Below are 24,858 nucleotides of genomic sequence, written 5' to 3'. Positions count from 1 at the left end.
CCCAGCCGCGGCTCCCATCATGCCCAAATCAGGGGCGTCGAACCAAAGCATCGCTTGGACAACCGCCAATCAGCGCAAGTCCGACGTTTCGAGCCATAGACGTGCTCACTCAGCTACTGTTTGAACTCCTGAGAAATCCTCCCGACCTTCGTTCTAAAGGCGCAATCAATCTTCAATTATAGCAATTGTTGGAGGCTGGAAAAATGCGTTCCCTTACCGATCTTGCATAGGCATCGGCAGCCTGGTCTATCCGGTGCGCCAGGTTATCGAACCGCCTCACAAACTTGGCGTTCTTTTCAAACATTCCCAGCATGTCGTCGACGACGAGTACCTGACCATCACATCTTGCCGAAGCGCCAATCCCGATAGTTGGGCAGACGATTGTATCTGTAATTGAATCGGCGAGACTTTCTAAGATTGCTTCAGTCACGACGGAGAAGGCACCCGCTTCGCTGACGGCTTTCGCATCATCCAAGATACTGGAAAACTCCGAATTCCCTCTCCCGCGAACTGAATATCCCCCGAGCACATTTACAGCCTGCGGGGTCAATCCAACATGAGCCATGACCGGTATCCCGCGCTTCGTGAGGAACTCGATAGTCGGCGCCATGGCTTGGCCACCTTCAAGTTTGATGGCACCGGCACCAGTTTTGTCGATCAGCATAGATGCCGACCGAAAAGCTTGCTCTATGCTTTCTTCATAGGACCCAAACGGCAAGTCGACTACGACCAATGCCTTTTTCGATCCACGCACGACAGCCTGTCCATGCGCGATCATCATTTCAAGCGTAGCCGGCAATGTCGAATCGTAACCGTAGACAACCTGGGCGAGACTATCTCCCACCAGCAATACGTCGCAATGGTGATCCAAGAGTTGGGCCATTCTGGCCGTGTATACCGTAAGCATCACAATCGGCTGGGCATTTTTTCGTGCAAAAACATCCGGTGCAGTCAACCTTTTGAGATTTGATAACTTTGACATCATGAAAATCCTTAAATCTTAGCTCGACAACCACATGGTGCAGCTAGGGCCATTGCTGCTGCTGAATTGCTCTATTTCAAGGAGTCGAGATTGATGGATCCACATCATTTTAGAGAAAGGGCACAAAAAACCTGCAACGGGTGGGGGGAACCCTTAATGTTACCTGTGCCGCATAGCAGTCACCGCCGAAGACGATGCGGAAGGCCAGACGAATCCTGCCTGCCTGCGCGTAGCCGAATGCAATCTTGCAATCAGCTCCGCACTAACCGATCCCACCATTGCCTTGACAGCTATCGAGCAGTTCGCGAACGCGAGTTTTCCTTTCGCATTTGAGCGTGGAGGCGATGACAAACGCTTCCGGCATGGATGTTGCCCTTGTCGCTTTGGCTCCATAGTCCAGATTGTTGATTTCCGTTGAGAGTTGACCCGGGAGAGGCATAAATTTCCACTGAGAAGTGACCCATGTTCTGACCTTTCCCCTGGCTTTGGCGTCGGGGGATTATGGAGTGATCGACATGGCGTTACTGAGCGTAATCCGGCGCTGGCATTTCCGTGATGGGATGCCGATCCGGGAGATTGAGCGACGGACCGGTCTCTCGCGTAATACGATCCGCAAGTATCTTCGCAGCGGTGCGGTTGAGCCCAGGTTCAAGGTGCCCGACCGGCCAAGCAAGCTGGACCCGTTTGCCGAGAAGCTGGCGGGATGGTTGCGGATCGAGGCTGGCCGCTCGCGCAAGCAACGGCGCACGGTGAAGCAGATGCACGCCGATCTCGTCGCCCTGGGCTTCGATGGTTCCTACGGCCGTGTTGCGGCCTTTGCGCGCAACTGGAAGGCCGACCGGCAGCGTGATTCCCAGACCAGCGGGCGCGGGACCTTCGTGCCGCTGGTGTTCCAGCCAGGCGAAGCGTTCCAGTTCGACTGGAGCGAGGACTGGGCGATCATTGCCGGCAAGCAGACCAAGCTGCAGGTGGCGCACACCAAGCTGTCGCACAGCCGGGCGTTCATCGTCAGGGCCTATCTGCTCCAGACCCACGAGATGCTGTTCGATGCGCTGACCCAGGCCTTCCGGGTGCTCGGCGGTGTGCCGCAGCGCGGGATCTTCGATAACATGAAGACCGCGGTGGATCGGATCGGCAGTGGCAAGGCGCGACAGGTCAACGCCCGGTTCGCGGCCATGGCCAGCCATTACCTGTTCGAGCCCGAGTTCTGTAATCCGGCTTCGGGGTGGGAGAAGGGGCAGGTCGAGAAGAACGTCCAGGATGCCCGCCGCCGGCTATGGCAGCCGATGCCCAGCTTCCCCGATCTCGATGCGCTCAATGCCTGGCTCGAAGAACGCTGCATCGCGCAATGGGGGCAGATCGCACATGGCGCGTTGCCCGGCAGCATCGCCGATGTGCATGCCGCGGAGGTCGCCAGCCTGATGCCGCTGGGGCGGCCCTTCGACGGCTTCGTCGAGCATACCAAGCGGGTATCGCCGACCTGCCTCGTAAACTTCGAGCGCAACCGTTACTCGGTGCCGGCCTCCTTCGCCAACCGCCCGGTGAGCCTGCGGGTTTACCCGGACCGGATCGTCATCGCCGCCGAGGGCCGGTTCCTGTGTGAGCACGAGCGGATCATCGAGCGGGGCCATCATCTTCCCGGGCGGACCATCTATGACTGGCGGCACTATCTGGCGGTGATCCAGCGCAAGCCTGGCGCTCTGCGCAACGGCGCGCCGTTTACCGAGATGCCCGATGCGTTCCGCCAGTTGCAGGGATATCTGCTCAAGCGGCCCGGCGGCGACCGGGAGATGGTCGAGATCCTCTCGCTGGTCCTGCACCATGACGAACAGGCAGTGCTGTGCGCCGTCGAACTGGCGCTGGAGGGCGGTGTTCCGACCAAGACCCATGTGCTCAACATCCTGCATCGGCTGACCGACGGCAAGGCGCCGCCAGCACACCCATCGACGCGCCACAAGCCCTGCGCCTTGCCCAGGAGCCGCTCGCCGACGTCGGCCGCTATGATAATCTGCGGGGGCTGCGCCATGCGTCATGATCCCGCCAGCGCTGCCGTGGAGGTCATGCTGCGCGGCCTCAAGATGTACGGCATGGCCCAGGCGGTGAGCGATCTCATCGCCCAGGGCGCCCCGGCCTTCGATGCCGCCGTGCCGATCCTCTCGCAGTTGCTCAAGGCCGAGATGGCAGAACGCGAGGTCCGGTCCATTGCCTACCAGATCAAGGCCGCCCGGTTCCCCGCCTACAAGGATCTGGCCGGGTTCGACTTCGCATCCAGCGAAGTGAACGAGGCCCTGGTGCGCCAACTGCACCGTGGCGAGTTCATCGATGGCGCTGACAATGTCGTACTGATCGGTGGCCCTGGAACCGGCAAGACTCACATGGCCACTGCCCTGGGTATACAGGCCGTGGAACATCACCGCAGGAAGGCACGGTTCTTCTCCACCGTCGACCTGGTCAACATGCTTGAACAGGAAAAGGCCATGAACAAGGCTGGCCAGCTTGCCGAGCGCCTGCTGCGCCTCGACCTCGTAATCCTCGACGAGCTCGGATACCTGCCGTTCAGCCCGTCAGGCGGGGCGCTGCTGTTCCACCTCCTCTCCAAGCTCTACGAGCAGACCAGCGTGATCATCACCACCAACCTCAGCTTCAGCGAATGGGCTGGCGTGTTCGGCGATGCCAAGATGACCACCGCACTGCTCGACCGGCTCACCCACCACTGCCACATCCTGGAAACCGGCAACGACAGCTTCCGGTTCCGGGCCAGCTCCGCGGCTCCCAAAACCAGAAAGGAACAATCACCCGCTTGACCCTACCCGCTCATCGCGGGAAACACACATCCAACCGGGTCACTTCTCGATGAAAATCCCGGGTCAACTCTCAACGGAAATCAACATCAAGAATTTAGTTGCACAATCGAAGGCCATCCATGGTGAGTTTGTGACAACGACAGCACCTGGCGGGCGACGTTACGGCTATCTCTGACCAGAACTACTCGTGTCCCATCGCCCATCGCATCGGCAACGCCCTGCTCTCGCCTGTGGAAATCCGTCATACTGCATTCATTGAGCAGAGATATCGGAGCGCCGATCTTGAGGCCGAAAATTCGCACCTGCCACACGCTGGCGTTCCTCCGGCACAAGGAATCGACGCAAACATTTCAGGAATGACGAGCTAACCCACTCGAAATGGTTTTTCCCCCAACATGTGCATGATTAGCGCAATGGCAAAGAATGCATCACGCTCCAAGATTTCAAGGAAATGCGCTTTTTCGGTCATTGACCGGCGGTCAACGTGAGAGGGATCGTCCAAGCTACGATAGTGGGCGAGCGGATTTCGCAGGTTTGCGAGCTTCTTGAGCTCAGCACTGTCGTGGCCGGTGAGATACCCCTTGCCCTCGCAAAGACGCAAAGTCTCGGCAAACGCCACGCGATTTGGAACCGAGCCACCGTCTAGTTGGATAGCCGCAGCGAGCAGATTCTCGGCCATCGCCTGACAAAGAATGATCGTTGCGGCATAGTTGCCGTTCACAAAGGAGGATCGGGCTTCCGCGAATGCATTATAGGCGGGTGAACCGCCCAAAATTATTGTGCCGGCAGACCCCAAGGTGCCTGCTTGATCTCCGAGGTAGCGCATCCTTGTGATCCGGCCAGGCAGATCATCATGAAGGTCACGGAGCAAAAGCTGCAAGAACTCCATTTCGGTCAGTGGTGACAAAAGGTCTCCTGCCCCGGCATCGAAGTCGTCATCGCCGTGCATCATTCCAGAGCTGTCCGGCGTATCTCCACAAGTGACAGAAGCGCATCGTAAATCCGTTGCCGGTCGATGCCCAAGCCGAACGCTGCGATGATTACATCGTCAAAGGCCTGCCGGTCAGCCTGCTCCAGTTCGTCAGCGACGTTGAGAACGTCACGCGCGAGCAACGGCGAAAATGCGGCCTTGATCGCGTCGATCCCCGCCTGATCGAGCTGACCCGGATCGAGGAGCTGCATATAGTCCTCGATCCGATCCTTATTCAAATCGAGAGCTCCAAGCCCTCGACCGAAGCCCATACCCTCAATGATAAACATCGAGATCGTGGAATTGAGCAGCGCGTGGGCAAGGTCGATATCCACCGCGCCCTTTGGCTCCAGCCTGACCAACCGTTGGTCAGCAAAGGCTGGCGGATCGACCCGGCCAACGAACAAACGATCACCGTAATTTATGAACATCACAAGATCAGTCAGCGTGTCCGCCTTCATCTCATACCAAAGCAGACCGTTGGTCCCCAGCTTCGCCATGTTCTCCGGCGTCTTGAATCGCCTGATCCAATTAAGCGCACCGGTGTGCCCGAGCGCAGCAAGCTCCTCTTCGGTGCGAGAGCACGAAAACGCTTCCTTTGCTGCGGGGCAGCGCAGCCGCGAGAAGTCCGTGGGGCTTTTGGCCAAAGGCTTGATATACTCGGCCTCGATCCCGTGGCCGGCACGCGGATAGAACAGTGCGTTCATGCCTCGCCGCTCCCCCCGACGCACCGTGAACAGGTCCTTCAACGGCGTGAGAGGCAGTCCGAGGACCCAATCGCAGTCAGAAAACTGCGCATTCCCGCCAAGACCAATACGCCGAAACCGATCAAGATCAGCAGGGCTGATCGCGCGGATGGTCATGGTATCGTTCTGAGTCTGGCCAAGTTCGATTTGTGCGGCCGCGATTTGCACCGCCTCTTCGTCGGCCAGTTCCTCCAGTGGCCGGGTCAGCACGACGAACTTGATATCCCCACTTGGCTGGGCCGGATCAGTCTTCTTTTCCATCACCAAAATGTTAGTGACGACCTCGCTATTCTGAAACCACCGGCCCGCGCCCGAAGTCACGACCGCCTTCAGATCATAATAGCGGCCAAGCAGGTTGTAGAAGGCATCACCCCAATCCGTTCCAAGCCAGGCGTTCGTAATGATGATGCCAAGGCGCCCGCCGTCCACGAGGAGCGGATGCAGCGAGAAGGGCAGATAAGCAGCAACGTCAGCGCGGCGCGTAAACCGCTCCCCCTCTTCGCCCATCCCTGCGGTCACGCGATCGAGGGCATTGCCATACTGCTTGCGGCCCTCCTGGGCGACGAAAGGCAGATTGCTCGTTATCGCCTCGAAATTACCCAAGGCTTCCGTAAAGACCGTCCCGTCGGTTGGATTGCGGAAGTCAATCGCCGTTGCTGGCTCCAGCGTGAAGGCGTCCCGCTGAAAGATGCGCAGCGGCATATGCATAAGGCTCGGCTTCGCGAGCGCGAACGTCGCGATCTGCACGGCCTGGGGATCTTGATCCCCCGCAAAGACTGTTGCCGCCACACGATCAGCGGCCACCCCTGCGGTAATCTTTTGTTCCATCGCAGCCCGCGCGATCGTGCCGCTTCCGCAGCACGGGTCGAGCACCCTGTCATCGACGGTATCGCGGACACACAGATGGACTAGGAGGCGAGCAAGCTCGATTGGCGTTGGATATTGGCCACGCAGTTTGCGCACGGCCACTTCCACCGTCGCCTCAAGAACACCCGATAGCTGCCCTTGGTCGACGGAGCCCACGCGCAGGTCAGACAGCAGCTTGTTGAATTGCTTGAGCTGATCCCAAACGACATTCGGGATCACCGACAAACCAATGCTGTCCGAGAAGATCGTCCAGAAATTGCAATCTTCGGAGAGCTGACGGAACAGTGCCAGCGCTTCCTCTGGCGTCGTTTCATCGTCGATTGCGGCAACCCGCTGCGCTCTGGCGTCCTTTTCGCGCAAAATATGCCCGAACAGAATCTTTCCGATCCAGTTCGAGATCACGGCCTGCGCAAGCACCTGCTCCATTGTGCCGCCAGCGTATTCAGCTCGCGAGCGATCCCACCAAAGCGCCATTTCCGCGCGCAAACGCGCGTCCCTGCGGGCTGCGGCGATCAGCACTTCCGCGACAGAACCTGCATTCTCCATGATAAGCGCAGTGACGCCACCGCTTCGATAGGCGTCGATGAACTGACGACCCTGAAGGGAGCCACGGTCAAAAAGGTCATTAAGGTGGCGGAAGATTTCGCCGGCCAGCGCTTCCCAGCGTTTACGGTTTCCGACAACGGCAGTGCGCGTCGTTACGTCGGCCAGATCGTCCCAGGCGTGGCTGCGCACATATTCATCCGTTGCCGCATCGCGGACATACAGATGAGCATAAGAGACATTCCAAAGCAGGAAGCTATCGAGACCGAGCGCACGGGCCTTCGTTTCGGCGTTGTCGCGAAACTCGAAATCATCAATGCCCGTGTCGGGCATCTTCAATTCCCAGCCTTGCAGAATCCGCGCTGTGGCGCGGTCCCCGAACAGAAGCACATCGGGGAACAGGCTTCCCCCTTCCGCCTTCACGGTCTGCTCCCCGCCCGCATCCTTAATGGAGCGGTTATTGGCCGTGGCCAAATGTTTGAGGTGGCCGATTAGGTCTATCGCCCAGGACCTCTCGTTGTAGGTCGCGGCCCCGCCATTCATACCGCTTGCCTCTCGGCATCGCGGATCACGGCATCAACATCTACCATACCGCGTCGGTTGGGCTGGCCAGCTCTTGCCGCCGGCTGCAAGGCAGAAAAGAGCGGCGGCGGCGGCTGCATTGCTTTCATAGCTGCCTCGACCTCAGCAAGCCGTTCTTTTGCCACATCGATATAGTCGATCCGCTCTTCCTTGAAGAGGTGGACTTCTTCATTCCTTTCAATCCCGATAAAGCGCCTCCCCTCAAGTGCCGCGGCGACAAGAAAGCTTCCGCTGCCGAATGCATTGTCGAGCACCACATCCCCTTCGCCTGTGAACATTCGAATGAGGTATCGCCCGAGCGCCACAGGCTTTTGGGTGGGGTGCCAGACTCGGCCACCAGCTTCGCTTTCAGCTGTCTTGCAGTAGAGAGTATCTGTCGGAAACCGCTCGCCATCACTCTTCACCTGGACAGGCTTAAAGTCCCCGTAGCTTCCGGTATACTGCGCCTTGCGCGTGCCTTTGTCGTAAGGTTCACCTTTCGACATGACTGGCCTGTAATCCGGCTGCCTGCCGTAGAAAATACAGATGTCCTCGTGCTGTCGAAGGGGTTGCCGACGCGCGTTGAGGAAGTTCGTCGGCTTGCTTTTCACCCACACGAATTTGTATTTGAACCAAGCCTCATTGCTCAGCATCAGTCGCGCCGTAAAGATGCCCTGCGATGACAAGGCGATCACGCCTTTTGGCTTGATGATCCTTCGATATTGGGACCAAAGCTCGTCTAGCGGAATAACGCTGTCCCACTTATTTTGCGTGGTGCCATATGGCAGATCGCAAAGGATTAAATCAACCGACTGATCGGGCAAGTCAGCCATAACATCAAGGCAATCACCCTGGTAAATGTCGCCGCCGAGATACTTCATCCCTTCGGCTTTCCAAGGAATGAACTGCCCGTTCCTGCAGCCGCGAGGAGGGGCACTTCCTTCCTTTCTTGAGACGCTAGGAACTCCACGATTGCCTGCCTTCCAACCCACGCAATCGAGCGATCGGCTCTCGTCGCAACGTCGACGAGGGCTTCGTATTCTTCGTCCTCAAGATTGACCGTGACACGATTTTTGGCTGCCATCGCGATTCCCCTTTTGCTGCACCTTGCAGCACACTGAGGCACTTTGCAATAGGGCAGAACAAATAACGAACGTGGACGATGAGGTCGGGGGTGTGCAAGCTCTGTCGCTTCTCGCCGTTGGCGCTTTTAGCTCGTGTCCACGTGGTGGCTATTTGGTCCCCATCTTGGAACATCTCGCCTTGCGAACTGCCGCGGCGCGCTGACGAAACAGACAGCGCACAGTCCGAAATCCGCTGCCTCGCTCCACCCGCCATCGCGGGAACGGTGCTCCTCGCCCCGCAACTGCCAAAATGCTCCCTTGAGCTGCCGCCACGCCTCGTGGCCGCCGCTGTCGCCGCCGAAAGACCGCGAAAAGCCCGCCCATACGTCAAATCAAATGGTGGTGTGAGATATCCGGGCTAGTCCACTTGTCAGGCGAAGTGAGAAACTGCCCCCCTTCCGAATCTGAGAACTGACCCCCTCTGGGTTCGACAAGAGGAGGGACAGATGACGATAGGGACATCAGAAATCCCGGCACAGGCGATTGCTGTGCAGGGAGAAGAGATGCTTCAACCGGACGAGGTGGCCGCGATGGTGCGGTTGCATGAACTTGGCTGGGGAGCCAAGCGGCTGTCGAAGGAATTTGGCTGCGCGCGCAACACGGTGCGCCGCTACCTTCGCGCCGGGGGCGTCGTGCCGTTTGCCAAGGCACCGCGCAAGTCGGCCTTTGACGGCTTGGATGACTGGCTTCGCGAACGGTTCTTCCGGCACAACGGGAATGCCGATGTTATCCGCCAGGAGTTGGCGAGCGAGCACGGGATCGTGATCGGGCTGCGTTCTGTCGAGCTGCGGGTCCAGCCCTGGCGGCGCGAATTGAGGGCGCACAAGAAGGCGACGGTGCGCTTCGAGACTCGCCCTGGGCATCAGCTGCAGATCGACTTCGGCGACACCAGGGTCTGGATCGGCGATGAGCGGGTCAAGATCCACCTGTTCGTGGCGACGCTGGGTTACTCGCGGCGGATGCATATCCGGCCTTCGCTCCGGGAGCGGCAGGCGGACTGGTTCGAAGGGATGGAGGGCACGTTCCTGCGGTTCGGCGGCGTGCCGACCGAGGTCTTGTTCGACAATGCGCGAGCCCTGGTCGACCATCATGATGCAGCGACCCGCGAGGTTCGGTTCAATACCCGGCTCCATGCCTTCGCGCGCTACTGGGGCTTCAGTCCAAGGGCGTGCGCTCCGTATCGAGCCCGAACGAAGGGCAAGGATGAACGCGGCGTCGGCTATGTGAAGCGCAATGCCATCGCAGGCCGCCGCTTCGCGAGCTGGGGCGCGTTCGTTGCCCACCTGGATCAATGGAACCGGGAGGTTGCCGACATGCGCGTTCACGGCACCACTGGCGAACTGCCAATCGTGCGCTTTGCCGATGAGGCGAATGCCCTGCGTCCGCTCAGCGGACGCGCACCGTTCGGCCAGCTGCGCGACCTGGCCCGCAAGGTGCGCTCCGACTGCGCGATCGACCTCGACACCAACAGCTACTCGGTCCCGTGGCGTCTCGTCGGCGAGACGGTTCAGGTCGTGGTTCTGGGCGGTCGCGTCATCGTCCGTCATGCCGGCGAGGTCGTGGCCGATCATGCCCAATGCGAGGGTCGCCGGCAGCGGGTTATCGAACGGGCGCATCTGGCTGGGCTCGTCGGTGCCGCGCCCGGGCGCGCGACAATGCCGCCGGCTGCGCCGCCCGCGCTGTTGCGGCCGCTCGCCGAATACGAAGCGGTTGCGGGAGGGGCATGGTGATGGCAGTCGATCACGAGACCCTCATCGCCATGCTGGACCGGCTGAAGCTGACCGCAATCCGCGATCAGCTGGATACGCTGCTCGACGAAGCCGCACGCTCGGACATGACCTTGCGCGAAGCGCTCGCGTTCCTGGTCGGACGCGAAATCGCTCGGCGCGATGAACGGCGGATCTCCATGGCGAGCAAGATCGCCCAGTTCCCCTTCGTGCGCGAACTCGACGGCTTCGAGTTCGATGCGCAGCCTTCGCTGGATCCAGGGCAAATCCGGGAACTGGCGACGTGCCGCTGGATCGCACACGGTGACACGACGCTGTTCCTGGGGCCGCCCGGGACGGGGAAAACGCACTTGGCGGTGGCGCTGGGACGTGAGGCGATCCGGCAGAACTACTCGGTCCAGTTCGTCACGGCAGCAACGCTCGTGGCCCTTCTGGCCAAAGCCCACATGGACGGGAATCTCGATAAGCAACTCACGTTGCTGAGCCGGCCGAAACTGCTGATCATTGATGAACTCGGCTACTTGCCGTTCGAAGCCGACGCGGCTCACCTGTTCTTCCAGCTGGTATCGCGCCGTTACGAGAAGGGATCGATCCTGATCACCTCAAACCGTTCGGTCGGCGAATGGGGCAGCGTGTTCGGCGATCCGGTCGTCGCAACCGCGATCCTGGATCGCCTGCTCCACCACTCCACCGTGATCACCATCCGCGGGGACAGCTACCGACTTCGCGAAAAGCGCAGATCCGGCCTTCTGCAGAAGGCCGGATCTGCGCTCGACAACACCGCAACCGCACCGCAATGACAGGGGGTCAGTTCTTCAGTTCGCCCAAGGGGTCAAATCCTCGGTTCGCTTGACACCACTGGGAGGATAGGCAAAATACGCCCCGTCCAATCAGGATGATTTGTTGGTCATGAACGCGCAATCAGAAACCCGGTTGACCGGTCACACCGTGCGCCATGGCGCCGCGATTGCGCGAACTGGCTGTGTAACCGGGAACGGATATAGCAAATAATATGAGCAGAACCATACAGTTGTTGTAAGGTTCGGCAACCTATGGATCACGTCTCCCCGTCATCGAGAACAGGGGAAACGTCCATGCGCACAAGCACCAGCCATCCATTGCAGATCGCCGAAGTCCAGGCCGATGAAGGGCAGGGACTGATCGGGATCACGTTCTGCCCGGGCAAGAAGCAGGCGAGTGCGGCAACAGGTAGCTGGAACAGGGACCTCGCGCTCGATGTCGAGGCGATCCGGCGCTGGAACGCGGCGGCCGTGGTGACGCTGGTTGAAGAGCATGAACTGGAAAGCCTCGGCGTGCGCGATCTCGGCGCAGCGGTGGTCCAAGCACACATGGCCTGGTACCACCTGCCGATCCGCGATGCGGGCGTGCCGGGCTTTGCCTTCGAGCATGCCTGGCGCGAGAAGGGGCCTGAGCTGCGCGCGATCCTGCGCGATGGGTTCAACGTGCTGGTTCACTGCAAGGGCGGGCTGGGCCGGGCAGGGACGGTTGCCGCTCGCCTGCTGATCGAACTGGGCGTGAGCGACAGGGAAGCCAAGGACATGGTCCGCGAAGCTCGGCCCGGTGCCATCGAGACCGCGGAGCAGGGCGCGCATCTCTTCTGCCGCGAAGAAATCCCCGAGGAGGCGCCCGACCGTAGCGATGATGCGGTGCTCGACCGCGCGCGCGGCGCATTGCTCGGCCTTGCCGTCGGCGATGCCATCGGCACCACGCTCGAGTTCACCCGGCGCGACAGCCAGCCGCTGCTTACCGACATGACAGGCGGAGGCCCGTTCGGGCTCGAGCCGGGGGAGTGGACCGACGATACCGCGATGGCGCTGGCACTGGCCGAGACGTTCCAGTCCGTGGGGCCCTTCGAGGACGAGCTCATGGCGCGCTTCCTCAAGTGGTACGAGGAAGGCGAGAACTCGTGCACCGGCACCTGCTTCGATATCGGCGTGACCACCCGGCAGGCACTGCAGCGGTTCAAGGCCAGTGGTAATCCCATCGCCGGATCGACCGATCCGATGAGCGCGGGCAACGGCAGCCTGATGCGGCTGGCGCCGGTGGCGCTGCGCTACCTGTGGGATGCAGACAAGCGCCGCGACCATGCCGCGCGCCAGAGCCGCACCACGCACGGCACGCCCGAAGCGGTCGATGCCTGCGTGGCCTTCGCCGATGTGCTCGCCGAGACCATCACCGGCCACCCGCGCAGCCAGGTCCTGCGGACCCGCACCGGCCCCTATGCCGGGGCCATCGCCCCGATCATGGCGGGCTCATGGCGCGGCAAGGCGCGCGATGCCATCAAGTCCTCGGGCTATGTCGCGCATTCGCTCGAGGCAGCGCTGTGGTGCGTGGCGCGGACCGGCACTTTTGCCGATGCGGTCCTTCTTGCCGCCAACCTTGGCGACGATGCCGACACCACCGCGGCAATCACCGGCCAGCTGGCCGGTGCGCTCCATGGCCTCTCGGGCATCCCGCCGCACTGGCTCGAGCGGCTCGCCTGGAATGACCTCCTGCTCTCCACGGCCAACCTGCTCCACACCATGGCCGACATGACCGCACCGGATGGGGAGGCTGGCTAGGCAGCATGGACGATTTCAGAAGAGAGGCAGTGAATTCCGCTTTGCTGCCCACAGGTCGTGACAACAGCATTGGGGGACGGCGAAGCGGTCTACAAGCATGTGTGCCGCGCCGAATACGAGGGTCCTTATGGCCAACTTCAACAACCGTTCCGCCGATGCTCCCAACCAGGTGAAGCCCGCGCCTGATCCGAGCAGCAACGTGCTGCCGTTCAACAAAGACACCAAGCCGCCTTTCCGGCAGCTCTACACCTTCGATTGGGACGTGATCGCGCCCTATGACAAGGACGGCGTGGTCGCTTTCGTCCAGAAAGAGAAGCTCGAAAACCTGACCACGAGCCAGGTCAAGATCTTCCTGCTCGTGGTGGACGGGGTCGATGACGAGCTCCTGACGGACGCCTTCATCGCCGAGCACCTCGACATGCCGTTGAAGTCCGTGCGCAGGCACCTGCGGGTGCTGCACAAGCTGGGCTATACCAAGCTGTTGATTTCCGTTGAGAGTTGACCCGGGATTTTCATCGAGAAGTGACCCGGTTGGATGTGTGTTTCCCGCGATGAGCGGGTAGGGTCAAGCGGGTGATTGTTCCTTTCTGGTTTTGGGAGCCGCGGAGCTGGCCCGGAACCGGAAGCTGTCGTTGCCGGTTTCCAGGATGTGGCAGTGGTGGGTGAGCCGGTCGAGCAGTGCGGTGGTCATCTTGGCATCGCCGAACACGCCAGCCCATTCGCTGAAGCTGAGGTTGGTGGTGATGATCACGCTGGTCTGCTCGTAGAGCTTGGAGAGGAGGTGGAACAGCAGCGCCCCGCCTGACGGGCTGAACGGCAGGTATCCGAGCTCGTCGAGGATTACGAGGTCGAGGCGCAGCAGGCGCTCGGCAAGCTGGCCAGCCTTGTTCATGGCCTTTTCCTGTTCAAGCATGTTGACCAGGTCGACGGTGGAGAAGAACCGTGCCTTCCTGCGGTGGTGTTCCACGGCCTGTATACCCAGGGCAGTGGCCATGTGAGTCTTGCCGGTTCCAGGGCCACCGATCAGTACGACATTGTCAGCGCCATCGATGAACTCGCCACGGTGCAGTTGGCGCACCAGGGCCTCGTTCACTTCGCTGGATGCGAAGTCGAACCCGGCCAGATCCTTGTAGGCGGGGAACCGGGCGGCCTTGATCTGGTAGGCAATGGACCGGACCTCGCGTTCTGCCATCTCGGCCTTGAGCAACTGCGAGAGGATCGGCACGGCGGCATCGAAGGCCGGGGCGCCCTGGGTGATGAGATCGCTCACCGCCTGGGCCATGCCGTACATCTTGAGGCCGCGCAGCATGACCTCCACGGCAGCGCTGGCGGGATCATGACGCATGGCGCAGCCCCCGCAGATTATCATAGCGGCCGACGTCGGCGAGCGGCTCCTGGGCAAGGCGCAGGGCTTGTGGCGCGTCGATGGGTGATGCTGGCGGCGCCTTGCCGTCGGTCAGCCGATGCAGGATGTTGAGCACATGGGTCTTGGTTGGAACACCGCCCTCCAGCGCCAGTTCGACGGCGCACAGCACTGCCTGTTCGTCATGGTGCAGGACCAGCGAGAGGATCTCGACCATCTCCCGGTCGCCGCCGGGCCGCTTGAGCAGATATCCCTGCAACTGGCGGAACGCATCGGGCATCTCGGTAAACGGCGCGCCGTTGCGCAGAGCGCCAGGCTTGCGCTGGATCACCGCCAGATAGTGCCGCCAGTCATAGATGGTCCGCCCGGGAAGATGATGGCCCCGCTCGATGATCCGCTCGTGCTCACACAGGAACCGGCCCTCGGCGGCGATGACGATCCGGTCCGGGTAAATCCGCAGGCTCACCGGGCGGTTGGCGAAGGAGGCCGGCACCGAGTAACGGTTGCGCTCGAAGTTTACGAGGCAGGTCGGCGATACCCGCTTGGTATGCTCGACGAAGCCGTCGAAGGGCCGCCCCAGCGGCATCAGGCTGGCGACCTCCGCGGCATGCACATCGGCGATGCTGCCGGGCAACGCGCCATGTGCGATCTGCCCCCATTGCGCGATGCAGCGTTCTTCGAGCCAGGCATTGAGCGCATCGAGATCGGGGAAGCTGGGCATCGGCTGCCATAGCCGGCGGCGGGCATCCTGGACGTTCTTCTCGACCTGCCCCTTCTCCCACCCCGAAGCCGGATTACAGAACTCGGGCTCGAACAGGTAATGGCTGGCCATGGCCGCGAACCGGGCGTTGACCTGTCGCGCCTTGCCACTGCCGATCCGATCTACCGCGGTCTTCATGTTATCGAAGATCCCGCGCTGCGGCACACCGCCGAGCACCCGGAAGGCCTGGGTCAGCGCATCGAACAGCATCTCGTGGGTCTGGAGCAGATAGGCCCTGACGATGAACGCCCGGCTGTGCGACAGCTTGGTGTGCGCCACCTGCAGCTTGGTCTGCTTGCCGGCAATGATCGCCCAGTCCTCGCTCCAGTCGAACTGGAACGCTTCGCCTGGCTGGAACACCAGCGGCACGAAGGTCCCGCGCCCGCTGGTCTGGGAATCACGCTGCCGGTCGGCCTTCCAGTTGCGCGCAAAGGCCGCAACACGGCCGTAGGAACCATCGAAGCCCAGGGCGACGAGATCGGCGTGCATCTGCTTCACCGTGCGCCGTTGCTTGCGCGAGCGGCCAGCCTCGATCCGCAACCATCCCGCCAGCTTCTCGGCAAACGGGTCCAGCTTGCTTAGCCGGTCGGGCACCTTGAACCTGGGCTCAACCGCACCGCTGCGAAGATACTTGCGGATCGTATTACGCGAGAGACCGGTCCGTCGCTCAATCTCCCGGATCGGCATCCCATCACGGAAATGCCAGCGCCGGATTACGCTCAGTAACGCCATGTCGATCACTCCATAATCCCCCGACGCCAAAGCCAGGGGAAAGGTCAGAACATGGGTCACTTCTCAGTGGAAATTTATGCCTCTCCCGGGTCAACTCTCAACGGAAATCAACACTCCGCCGGCAACAAGTTCAAGCGCTCGGCGATCTACTACCAGACTGGCGAGCGCATGCAGGCGCACGGCTCGGCCGGGCGCGCCGCGACCTATGACAAGGCGATCACCAACTTCCTGCGCGGCATGAAGTATACCAACGAACCTGTTGAGAAGATAACCATTCCCTACGAGGGGAAGGAAATCACCGGGCTGTTCCACAAGGCTCCGGTGGAAGGCCCCGCGCCTTGCGTCGTCTATTGCAACGGCCTCGACTCGATGAAGGAGATGCTGTGGATGGGCGGCTTCCCCACTGCGCTTGCCAAGCGCGGCATCCACTCGATCTGCGTCGACCAGCCGGGCACCGGCGAAGCGCTGCGGCTGCAGGGCCTACCTGCGACGCCACACAGCGAGAAGTGGGCTTCGAAGTGGGTCGACTATCTCGAAACGCGCGACGACGTCCTGAACGACAAGATCGGCATGACCGGCATCTCGCTGGGCGGCCACTTCGCGCCGCGCGCGGTCGCTTACGAGCCGCGTTTCGCCAGCGGCGCGGCGTGGGGCGCGAACCACAACTGGCACGAAGTGCAGTACAAGCGGATGCAGCGCGAGGGTGAGAACCCCGTTCCGCACTACTGGGGCCACGTGTTCTGGGTGTTCGGCGCGAGCGACATGGACGACTTCCTCGAGAACACGAAGGACATGAACCTCAACGGTCACATGGACCGCATCAAGGTGCCGTTCCTCGTCACCCACGGCGTCCAGGACCGCCAGATCAGCAAGGACTACGCCCAGCAGGCCTACGACCAGTTGGTCAATTCGCCGCGCCGCGAGCTCAAGTGGTTCACCCCGCGCGAGGGTGGCGTCGAGCACGTCGGCGCGGATAACCACGCCTTCGCGATCGACTACATTGCCGACTGGTTCGCCGAAACGCTCGGCGGCAGGACGGCTGCCTGATATCGGGTTCGAGAGAGGAATTTATCATGGGCGATGCAACAGTCCGCCGGATCGTGACCGGGCACGACAGCGAAGGCCGCGCGATCATTCAGGAAGACGGCGCCGTGCCCCGCGTGAAGCGCATCGGCGGAGAGACCGGACCGCTGTTTCATGAGGTGTGGAACACGCAAGCCACGCCAGCGCCGATCGACGCAGCATCGGGCGAGCCGCAGGAAGATGGCATCAGGTTGGCGCCTCCGAAGAACGGCACTCGCATCCGTGTGCTCGACATTCCTCCCGATGCGCCGGAACTTGCAGGAACCACTACCGAGCAGGCGCGAGCGCATTTCGCGGAAGTGGGCGCAGCGGACGCATCTTCGCACATGCATTCCGGCGCGCGTCACGCGCACATGCATCGAACCGAAACCATCGACTACGGCATAGTTCTCGAAGGCGAACTTGTGCTCATCATGGATGAAGGCGAAACCACCGTTCGCGCGGGCGATATCGTTGTACAGCGTGGAACCAATCATGGCTGGGCCAATCGGTCTGACAAGAACTGCCGCATCTGCTTCGTGCTGATAGACGGCCGGTTCGAGGAGGATCTTCGCCCATGAAGCTGGCAACGCTGAAAGACGGATCGCCCGACGGCGTGCTTTCAGTCGTCGATCAAGCGGGTGCCCGTTTTATTGAAGTGGGCGAAGTGCCAACACTTCAGTCGTTGATGGATGACTGGAACGCCGGGCAGGCAGCCCTCCGGAAGGCCCAGGCCCGGCTTGCGGCGGGCGAGGGTGAACCATTGACGTCAGATCGCATCGCGGCACCGCTTCCTCGCGCGTGGCAATGGCTCGACGGGTCCGCGTTCTCGACACATGGCGATTTGATGCAGGTCGCCTTCGGACACGATCCGATCGAGACGGACAGACCGCTGATGTATCAAGGTATGTCCGATCGGTTCTTCGGGCCAACGGACGACATTCCATTGCCAACCACCGACCACGGTATCGATTTCGAGGGCGAGTTCGGGGTTATCGTCGATCATGTGCCGATGGGCACGAATGCCGCTGATGCAATGAAGCATATTCGGCTCATCGTGCAGATAAACGATTGGTCACTCCGCGCCATCGCACCCGTGGAGATGAAAACCGGTTTCGGCTGGGTACAGGCCAAACCGGCCTGTTCGATGGCGCCGTTCGCCGTCACGCCGGATGAACTGGGCGATGCATGGCAAAATGGGCGCGCTCATCTCGATCTAGCGATTGATTGGAACGGCAACCGTTTCGGCTCTGCCAACGGTGGAGAGATGGCCTTCGGGTTCCATGAACTTGTGGCCCATGCAGCCCTCACGCGTGATCTTGTAGCAGGGACCGTGATCGGATCCGGTACCGTATCGAACAGGAATTATGCCGATGTCGGCTCAAGCTGTATTTCCGAGGTACGCGCCATTGAAATCATTGCCCACGGCGCGCCTAAAACACCATTTATGGCATTCGGAGATTGCATCAGGATGGTCGGTCGCGCCAAGGATGGTTCAGAGCGGCACTGTCAAATGAACTGCATCGGCTAGCGAATGGGATGGGGCGAGGGTAGGGCGGGGTCATGCCCCGCGCTCGAAAACCAGCTTCGCCGTTCCGTTATTTTCACTCTTCGCCGGAGGTGATCCGGCTGGTGGTGATGCTCTATGTCCGGTTCCCGCTGAGCCTGCGGAACGTCGAGGATTTGCTGTTCGAGCGGGGCATCGACTTGTGTCACGAGACGGTCCGGCTGTGGTGGAACAGGTTCGGTCCTATGTTCGCGGCTGATATCCGGCGCCAGCGGGTGAGCCGGATGCGGGGCTTTCGGCACTGGCGGTGGCATCTGGATGAGACCTACGTGAAGATCAACGGCGAGATGCGCTACCTGTGGCGGGCTATCGATCACGAAGGCGAAGTCCTGGAATCCTATGTCACCAAGAAACGTGACAAATCCGCGGCTTTGCGGTTCCTGAAGAAGGCCCTGAAGCGGCACGGCAAGGCCGAGACGATCGTCACCGACGGGCTGCGCTCGTATCCGGCGGCCATGCATGAGCTCGGAAACGAGGGGCGCCGGGAAGTTGGTCGGCATCTGAACAACCGGGCCGAGAATTCACACTTGCCGTTCCGACGACGAGAGCGGGCGATGCAGCGCTTCCGGCGCATGAAGACGCTACAGAAATTCGCTTCGGTTCACGCCTCGGTCCACAACCATTTTTCCCAGGAACGCCACCTCGTCAGCAGGCAAGTCTACAAGGAACGACGCTCGGCGGCACTCGCCGAGTGGCAGTCCCTTATGGCCTGAGGCAGGACGCTTTCCGGGAGCCTTGCGTCCAGTGGAGAGCAGTTTTCATCCGACTGACACCACCCGTACGGGCAATCCACATCATGCCTTCGAAATACAACCGGTTGTCCTGTGCAGGGCGGCAACCGCGACCACGCTCAGGCGGCAACAACGTGCCGATGATCGCCCATTCGTCGTCCGCCAATCCAATCCGTTCGCCCAACGCCGCCTCCAAAAGTCAGCGTTGAATCAATCGGCGAGTCCGCTGTCAACCTTTGTCCACGAAACCTAGCGGAAACATACCCTCCGTTTCACGACTACCCACACCATTAGATGCCTTCTACCAACAGGATTCGAGATGCCGAAGATGCGAGGCGATGCTTGGCAACGGCAGGATATTCATCGCAATTGGCGAAATCCTGCGCGGCCTGCATGTTCGGGAATTCGAGCACGATTATTCTGCCTCCGGGCTCCGCGCCTTCCAGCGAGGTCGCCTCGCCACCCCGCACGAGGTAGCGTCCGCCATATCGCTCGATCAGCGGTTCGACGCCCTTGGGATATTCCCGGTAGCGCTCGAAGTCATGGATCGCGATCTCGATCAGGTAATAGGCCTTTGGTCCGTTCGGGTTCATCTCTGACATGGTTCCAGCGCTCGCTTGAGTTTAACGTGAACAGGGATTGCCGGGTCAATTGACGCCAGGGTATGCGCCGCCGTCGATCAGAACATTCTGTCCGGTCATGTACCCGGCGTGGGCCGAGCACAGAAACGCGCAGGTCGCACCGAATTCCGCCGGGTTGCCCAGACGGCCGGCGGGTATCTGCTTGGCCTGGGCCGCGGCGACATCTGCGGCGATCAGACCTTTCTGCGCCGCAATCCTCTCTGCCAAGGCTTCCATTCGCGCCGTTTCGAAGGCGCCGGGCAACAGGTTGTTGAGCGTGACATTCGCACTTGCAACATCGCGACTGATGCCCGCGACAAAGCCGGTTAGTCCGCTTCGGGCTGCGGTGGACAGTTCCAAGCCGGGCATTGTCATCTTGACGGCTGCAGAAGTGATGTTGACGATGCGGCCGAAGCGGCGTTCCACCATCCCATCCAGGACGGCCTGGATCATGGCGATTGCGGCCCACATGTTCGCATCGATCCCGGCAACAATTGCTTCGCGGTCAAGCTCGCGCCAGGGTTTGGGTGACGGTCCGCCGTTATTGTTTACCAGGATGTCCACCTCGCCAGCGGCTGCCAGCAGCTGCGAACGACCAGCTTCAGTCCCAACGTCGGCCACAACCGCGAGAACCTCGCCGTCAAATTCCCGCCGCAAGTCTTCCACCCGCTTGGCAAGCTTGCTCGGGTCGCGTCCATTGAGGATGATTCGTGCGCCCGCTTCCGCAAGGGATTTGGCGCAGGCGAATCCTAGTCCGTCGCTCGAGGCGCACACCAGCGCCGTCCTTCCCGAAATTCCCAGATCCATGATTCCTCCCGTAAATCGTCATAGCCGCTGGCCGAGCCTTGGGATTGCAATCGCAGGACGATGCAGATCTGCTTGATTTCGCGTGGCAGTCACGAGGTTTGAAAAATCAATTTCCCGAGGAGCGACGAGTATAGGTTCGCGAAACCAGCAATTGAGAGATCAGCCATGGCGTATCGTTCAGACAAGGTCACAACAGGCCAGTTGGCCGCCGGTGCAAGGGCGCTGTTTCGGGCGGGGGGCGTCAAAGGCAGCGACTTCGGCAAGCCGATCATCGCGGTCGCCAACAGCTTTACCGAATTCGTGCCGGGACATGTCCACCTCAACAAAATCGGCCGGATCGTATGCGATGCGATCTGGGAAGCTGGAGGAATCCCGCGCGAGTTCAATACCATCGCGATCGATGACGGTATCGCAATGGGGCATGACGGCATGCTCTATTCGCTGCCCAGTCGTGACCTCATCGCCGATTCGATCGAATATATGGTCAACGCCCACTGCGCCGATGCGCTGATCTGCATTTCCAATTGCGACAAGATCACGCCGGGGATGCTGATGGCCGGAATGCGGCTGAACCTGCCGACTGTCTATGTTTCGGGCGGTCCGATGGAAGCCGGGCGGATTGAAATCGATGGCGAATTGCAGCGGATGGATGCAACCGACACGGTCGTGGCGACGCTCAATCCCGCGCACAAACTCGGGAAGCGCATCGAAGATGTCGAGGCAAACGCCTGCCCCACCTGTGGTTCTTGTTCGGGGATGTTCACAGCCAATTCCATGAACTGCCTGGCCGAGGCGCTGGGTCTGGCCCTGCCGGGCAACGGGTCGCTCGTTGCCACCCACGCGGATCGGGGGCGGCTCTACCAGCAGGCGGGTCGGGCGATCGTCGACATTACCAAGCGCTATTATGAACAGGGCAATGACGCTGTCCTGCCACGCTCCATAGCCACGCGGGAGGCGTTCATGAACGCAATGGCGATGGACATTGCCATGGGCGGGTCAACCAACACCATCCTCCACCTGCTGGCGATTGCGGAAGAGGGCGGGGTCGATTTCAAGATGGCGGACATCGACCGCATGTCACGCGAAATTCCCTTCCTGTGCAAGGTAGCGCCGGCCACGTCCGATTACTTTATGGAAGACGTCCACAAGGCGGGCGGCGTAATCGGTATTATCGGCGAGCTTGAACGTGCGGGCAAGATCGACACGTCCGCGCGGCACCTGGCCGAACCGGATGGAACGCTGGGCGATGTGCTCGAAAAATGGGACGTCAAGCGAACCAATGATGAAGCCGTCCGCACCTGGTATTCGGCCGACGCGTCAGGTCGCACCGGCGCGCAGGCGCTGTCCCATGAAACGCGCGGAGAGCTCGATCTCGACCGGGAAGAAGGATGCCTTCGCGACATCGACCATGCGCACAGCCAGGAAGGTGGGCTTGCCATCCTGTTCGGCAATATCGCGAAGGACGGCTGCGTAGTGAAGACCGGGTCGGTCAAGCCGCATATGCTCAGGTTCGTGGGCCGGGCCCGCGTTTTCGACGCGCAGGAGCCAGCGGTGAAAGCGATACGGACCAAGGGCATAATCGCGCAAGGCGATGTTATCGTTATCCGTTACGAGGGGCCGAAGGGCGGGCCGGGAATGCAGGAAATGCTGATGCCGACGACGATCCTCAAGGGTGTTGGTTTGGCGGAAAGTTGCGCCCTGATTACCGACGGGCGGTATTCGGGCGCAACCTCGGGCCTGTCAGTCGGACATATCTCGCCTGAAGCGGCTGCCGGCGGTGCGATAGCGCTGATCGAGGAAGGCGATCAGATCGAGATCGACATTCCCAACCGCTCGATAAACCTTCTGGTCGATGACACGGAGCTCGATCGTCGCCGGGCAGAGGAGAACGCACACGCCAAGGGTTGGAAGCCCAAGGGCCTGCGCGAACGTCATGTATCCAACGCACTCAAGATCTACGCCCACTTTGCAACCAGCGCCGATCGCGGCGGGGTGCGCCTGCCGCCGGAGGACAATTGAATGGCGACGCTGAACATCGGGACAAGTCGCGCCCTTCCGTTGCCCCCCGTTACAGTGGGTGAAGACGAGCTGCGCTTCGTCTCGCCCGAAGAGGGTATCCCAGCCGATGCGGTGGCCTATCTGGCGACGGCGGTCGACCCGGTCGATGCCGCGCTGATCGAGCGGCTTCCGGCGAGCGTCGGATTGATCGCCAATCTTGGCGTCGGCTTTGACAATATCGATCGAGACGCAGCCGCACGGCGAGGCCTGATCGTGTCGAATACGCCGGTCGTGACAGAAGACACCGCCGACCTGTCATTTGCGTTGATCCTCGCTGCTGCTCGCCGTCTGGGCGAAGGCGAACGTTACCTGCGCGCCGGAAAATGGGCGGGCGGGGGGATTCCGCCGGTGGGCACACGAGTCAACGGGGCAACGCTGGGCATTGTCGGCTTCGGCGCGATCGGTCGGGCAGTGGCGCGCCGTGCCACCGGCTTCGGCATGAAGATCCTTTACATCGACCAGGCCGAAAGTCCTGCCGCGTCGCAAACAGGCGCCGAATACAGGCCCAGCCTGCATGACCTTTTAAGCCAGGCCGATATTGTGACGCTCCATGCGCCGCTGACCGTCGAGACGCACAACATGATCGATGCCGGGGCACTTGCCACGATGAAACAGGGGGCCGTGCTGGTGAATGCCGCAAGAGGTCCGCTGGTGGACGAGAACGCCTTGATAGCGGCGCTTGAGAGCGGTCATATCGCGGCGGCCGGGCTTGATGTCTTTGTCGACGAGCCCGCGGTGCCGCGGCGGCTGATGGAGATGGAGCAGGTCGTACTGACCCCGCATATCGGCAGTGCAACGGCGCAATGCCGCAGCGATATGGTGCAGCGCGGGATCGGCAATATCGTGCGCTTTCTCCGAGATGGCAGCGTGAACGATCCGGTGCCCCTGCCGCAATCAGCGGTATGATTTCCTCGCTCGGCCTGCTCGCCAGCCTGGCATTGCTGATCTGGCTTGCGCTGCGCGGCACGAATATCATCCTCGCCTCGCTGGTGTGCTCGATGCTGGTCATCGCCACCAGCGGGCTGCCGCTCGGCGATACCTTTGAAAACGGGTATTTGTTCGGAAAGCTGGGGGCGTTTGCCTTCGCGGGCAAATTCTTCACCCTTTTTCTGGCGGGCGCGATGTTCGGACGGGTCATGGGGGAAAGCGGCGCGGCAGCAGGTATCGCCATGGCGCTGGTGCGGCTTTTGGGGGCGGATCGCGCGCTGTGGATCACGGTCTTGGCCACCGCCGTTCTGACCTATGGCGGGGTGGTGGTATTCGTGGTCATCTTCGCCATGTATCCGCTGGGGTTGCGGCTGCTGGAAGAGGCAAACATTCCCAAGCGCCTGTTTTGCGCAGCGGCGTCGCTGGGCGCGGGAACGTTCACCATGACCGCCCTGCCGGGCACGCCTTCGATCCAGAATATCATTCCGACGCTGACCCTGGGAACCAACCTCTATGCCGCGCCGATGCTGGGTCTTGTCGGGGCGACGATCATGTTCGTGCTCGGCATGACCTATCTCGAATGGCAACGGCGCGAGGCCAAGGTAGCGGGTGAGGGGTTCGACCCGGCGCCGGGCGATCCGGTTTGCCGCGAGGACGCGGGGCGCGAAGTGCTGCCGCACTGGACCCTGGCCCTGCTGCCGCTGGTCACTGTCGTGGGCCTGATCGTCCTGCCTCGCCTGGGCGCTGCCGCCTTGCCCGGTGTTGTCTCGGAATTTGCCGGCGCCCAGCCGGTGTTGTGGCCGTCGCTGGCTCTGTTTGCGGGCAGCGCGCTTGGCCTGGTCTTGTTCGCAAGAGTGCGTTCGCGTCCACTTGCGGTGCTGGGAGAGGGCGCGCAGGAGGCAATCATGCCGCTGTTCGCCACATCCGTGGTGATTGGCTTTGGCGGCGTGGTGGTGCTGACGACGGGCTTCCAGAATTTTGCGGCAATGATGTTGTCGTTCAAGGAAAGCCCGCTGTTGTCGATGTTCGGCGCGGTCAGCGTTGTCTCGGGTATTGTGGGTTCGGGCTCGGGCGGGCTGCAGATTTTCATGCAGACGCTGGCCCCGCAATATCTCGCGATGGGCATTGATCCGGCAGAGATGCACCGGCTGGCCGCGATGGCCAGCGGGGGACTGGATTCGCTGCCGCACTGCGGGGCGGTGATCGCGATGCTCACCATCACTCGCCTGACCCACAGGCAGGCCTATCGCGATATCGCGGTGATTACCGTAATCATTCCGATCATCGCGACGCTCGTCTGCATTGCGCTCGCCAGCGCAACCTGA

The 24,858-nt window shown here is 61.2% G+C and carries 21 protein-coding genes and 1 pseudogene; 13 read left to right on the top strand and 9 right to left on the bottom strand.

Going from position 1 to position 24,858, the window contains the following annotated elements:
* Window positions 1-172: 172 nt before the first annotated feature.
* Window positions 173-985: a 3-methyl-2-oxobutanoate hydroxymethyltransferase gene (gene panB, locus RXV95_RS11785; protein ID WP_338466240.1), complete on the bottom strand. Its 813-nt coding sequence runs from the start codon at window positions 983-985 to the stop codon at window positions 173-175.
* 512 nt (window positions 986-1,497) lie between these two features.
* Here panB and istA (RXV95_RS11780) point away from each other — a divergent pair.
* Window positions 1,498-3,017 (top strand): annotated as a pseudogene (gene istA, locus RXV95_RS11780) (IS21 family transposase).
* The gene (gene istB, locus RXV95_RS11775) at window positions 3,007-3,786 is read left to right on the top strand and encodes an IS21-like element helper ATPase IstB (RefSeq protein ID WP_338466239.1); all 780 of its coding nucleotides are present in this window, start codon (window positions 3,007-3,009) and stop codon (window positions 3,784-3,786) included. The pseudogene istA (RXV95_RS11780) and the gene istB (RXV95_RS11775) overlap by 11 nt, the downstream one beginning before the upstream one ends.
* 364 nt (window positions 3,787-4,150) lie before the next feature.
* On the opposite strand, the gene RXV95_RS11770 is transcribed toward istB (RXV95_RS11775), so the two are convergent.
* The 4 genes from RXV95_RS11770 to RXV95_RS11755 are packed head-to-tail and all read right to left on the bottom strand — an operon-like array spanning window position 4,151 to window position 8,557.
* Entirely contained in the window at window positions 4,151-4,738 is a 588-nt protein-coding gene (locus tag RXV95_RS11770; RefSeq protein WP_338466238.1) for a hypothetical protein, read from the bottom strand.
* A complete protein-coding gene (locus RXV95_RS11765) occupies window positions 4,735-7,455 on the bottom strand; it encodes an N-6 DNA methylase (protein ID WP_338466237.1) in 2,721 nt (906 codons plus the stop codon). The genes RXV95_RS11770 and RXV95_RS11765 overlap by 4 nt, the downstream gene beginning before the upstream one ends.
* Window positions 7,452-8,354, bottom strand: coding sequence for a site-specific DNA-methyltransferase (locus tag RXV95_RS11760; protein WP_338466236.1), 903 nt, complete (start codon window positions 8,352-8,354; stop codon window positions 7,452-7,454). The genes RXV95_RS11765 and RXV95_RS11760 overlap by 4 nt, the downstream gene beginning before the upstream one ends.
* Window positions 8,351-8,557, bottom strand: coding sequence for a CopG family transcriptional regulator (locus tag RXV95_RS11755; protein WP_338466235.1), 207 nt, complete (start codon window positions 8,555-8,557; stop codon window positions 8,351-8,353). The genes RXV95_RS11760 and RXV95_RS11755 overlap by 4 nt, the downstream gene beginning before the upstream one ends.
* 486 nt (window positions 8,558-9,043) lie before the next feature.
* Here RXV95_RS11755 and istA (RXV95_RS11750) point away from each other — a divergent pair, with 486 nt between their 5' ends.
* The 4 genes from istA (RXV95_RS11750) (at window position 9,044) to RXV95_RS11735 (ending at window position 13,408) form a co-directional block, all read left to right on the top strand.
* The gene (istA, locus tag RXV95_RS11750) at window positions 9,044-10,327 is read left to right on the top strand and encodes an IS21 family transposase (protein ID WP_338466234.1); all 1,284 of its coding nucleotides are present in this window, start codon (window positions 9,044-9,046) and stop codon (window positions 10,325-10,327) included.
* Window positions 10,324-11,124 (top strand): IS21-like element helper ATPase IstB, encoded by an 801-nt coding sequence (gene istB / locus RXV95_RS11745; RefSeq protein ID WP_216313962.1) that lies wholly within the window; start codon window positions 10,324-10,326, stop codon window positions 11,122-11,124. Before istA (RXV95_RS11750) ends, istB (RXV95_RS11745) begins: the two co-directional genes overlap by 4 nt.
* A 294-nt stretch (window positions 11,125-11,418) precedes the next feature.
* On the top strand, window positions 11,419-12,906 hold the full coding sequence (locus tag RXV95_RS11740; RefSeq protein WP_338466233.1) for an ADP-ribosylglycohydrolase family protein: 1,488 nt from the start codon (window positions 11,419-11,421) through the stop codon (window positions 12,904-12,906).
* A 127-nt stretch (window positions 12,907-13,033) separates the two neighbouring features.
* Complete coding sequence (locus RXV95_RS11735) at window positions 13,034-13,408, top strand: hypothetical protein (protein WP_338466232.1); 375 nt, start codon at window positions 13,034-13,036, stop codon at window positions 13,406-13,408.
* A gap of 63 nt (window positions 13,409-13,471) precedes the next feature.
* On the opposite strand, the gene istB (RXV95_RS11730) is transcribed toward RXV95_RS11735, so the two are convergent.
* Together istB (RXV95_RS11730) and istA (RXV95_RS11725) are read right to left on the bottom strand one after the other, a co-directional pair.
* Window positions 13,472-14,251, bottom strand: a complete 780-nt coding sequence (gene istB, locus RXV95_RS11730) for an IS21-like element helper ATPase IstB (RefSeq protein WP_338466231.1) — start codon at window positions 14,249-14,251, stop codon at window positions 13,472-13,474.
* The gene (gene istA / locus RXV95_RS11725; RefSeq protein ID WP_338468554.1) at window positions 14,241-15,761 is read right to left on the bottom strand and encodes an IS21 family transposase; all 1,521 of its coding nucleotides are present in this window, start codon (window positions 15,759-15,761) and stop codon (window positions 14,241-14,243) included. The genes istB (RXV95_RS11730) and istA (RXV95_RS11725) overlap by 11 nt, the downstream gene beginning before the upstream one ends.
* 51 nt (window positions 15,762-15,812) lie before the next feature.
* Between istA (RXV95_RS11725) and RXV95_RS11720 the strand changes: the two genes are divergently transcribed.
* Genes RXV95_RS11720 through RXV95_RS11705 form a run of 4 tightly spaced genes read left to right on the top strand, consistent with a single transcriptional unit; the run spans window position 15,813 to window position 19,103 of the window.
* Window positions 15,813-16,808, top strand: coding sequence for an alpha/beta hydrolase (locus RXV95_RS11720; protein ID WP_338466230.1), 996 nt, complete (start codon window positions 15,813-15,815; stop codon window positions 16,806-16,808).
* Between the two features lie 26 nt (window positions 16,809-16,834).
* Window positions 16,835-17,404: a cupin domain-containing protein gene (locus tag RXV95_RS11715; protein WP_338466229.1), complete on the top strand. Its 570-nt coding sequence runs from the start codon at window positions 16,835-16,837 to the stop codon at window positions 17,402-17,404.
* Window positions 17,401-18,354 (top strand): fumarylacetoacetate hydrolase family protein, encoded by a 954-nt coding sequence (locus RXV95_RS11710; RefSeq protein ID WP_338466228.1) that lies wholly within the window; start codon window positions 17,401-17,403, stop codon window positions 18,352-18,354. Before RXV95_RS11715 ends, RXV95_RS11710 begins: the two co-directional genes overlap by 4 nt.
* A gap of 32 nt (window positions 18,355-18,386) precedes the next feature.
* Complete coding sequence (locus tag RXV95_RS11705) at window positions 18,387-19,103, top strand: IS6 family transposase (protein ID WP_338466227.1); 717 nt, start codon at window positions 18,387-18,389, stop codon at window positions 19,101-19,103.
* A gap of 308 nt (window positions 19,104-19,411) precedes the next feature.
* Here RXV95_RS11705 and RXV95_RS11700 read toward each other — a convergent pair whose 3' ends face one another.
* Window positions 19,412-19,723, bottom strand: a complete 312-nt coding sequence (locus tag RXV95_RS11700; RefSeq protein WP_338466226.1) for a DUF1330 domain-containing protein — start codon at window positions 19,721-19,723, stop codon at window positions 19,412-19,414.
* A 45-nt stretch (window positions 19,724-19,768) separates the two neighbouring features.
* The gene (locus tag RXV95_RS11695; protein WP_338466225.1) at window positions 19,769-20,548 is read right to left on the bottom strand and encodes an SDR family oxidoreductase; all 780 of its coding nucleotides are present in this window, start codon (window positions 20,546-20,548) and stop codon (window positions 19,769-19,771) included.
* Window positions 20,549-20,713: 165 nt separating this feature from the next.
* Here RXV95_RS11695 and ilvD point away from each other — a divergent pair, with 165 nt between their 5' ends.
* The 3 genes from ilvD to RXV95_RS11680 are packed head-to-tail and all read left to right on the top strand — an operon-like array spanning window position 20,714 to window position 24,858.
* The gene (ilvD, locus tag RXV95_RS11690) at window positions 20,714-22,567 is read left to right on the top strand and encodes a dihydroxy-acid dehydratase (RefSeq protein WP_338466224.1); all 1,854 of its coding nucleotides are present in this window, start codon (window positions 20,714-20,716) and stop codon (window positions 22,565-22,567) included.
* Window positions 22,568-23,512 carry a D-glycerate dehydrogenase gene (locus RXV95_RS11685; RefSeq protein WP_338466223.1) on the top strand — a complete coding sequence of 315 codons (945 nt, stop codon included), beginning with the start codon at window positions 22,568-22,570 and terminating at the stop codon, window positions 23,510-23,512. It begins immediately after the preceding gene.
* The gene (locus tag RXV95_RS11680; RefSeq protein WP_338466222.1) at window positions 23,509-24,858 is read left to right on the top strand and encodes a GntP family permease; all 1,350 of its coding nucleotides are present in this window, start codon (window positions 23,509-23,511) and stop codon (window positions 24,856-24,858) included. Before RXV95_RS11685 ends, RXV95_RS11680 begins: the two co-directional genes overlap by 4 nt.

This window comes from Novosphingobium sp. ZN18A2, assembly GCF_036784765.1.
Lineage (GTDB): Bacteria > Pseudomonadota > Alphaproteobacteria > Sphingomonadales > Sphingomonadaceae > Novosphingobium.
The sequence above is the reverse complement of the archived record's forward strand: the minus strand, read 5'-3'. Positions and strand labels throughout refer to the sequence as shown.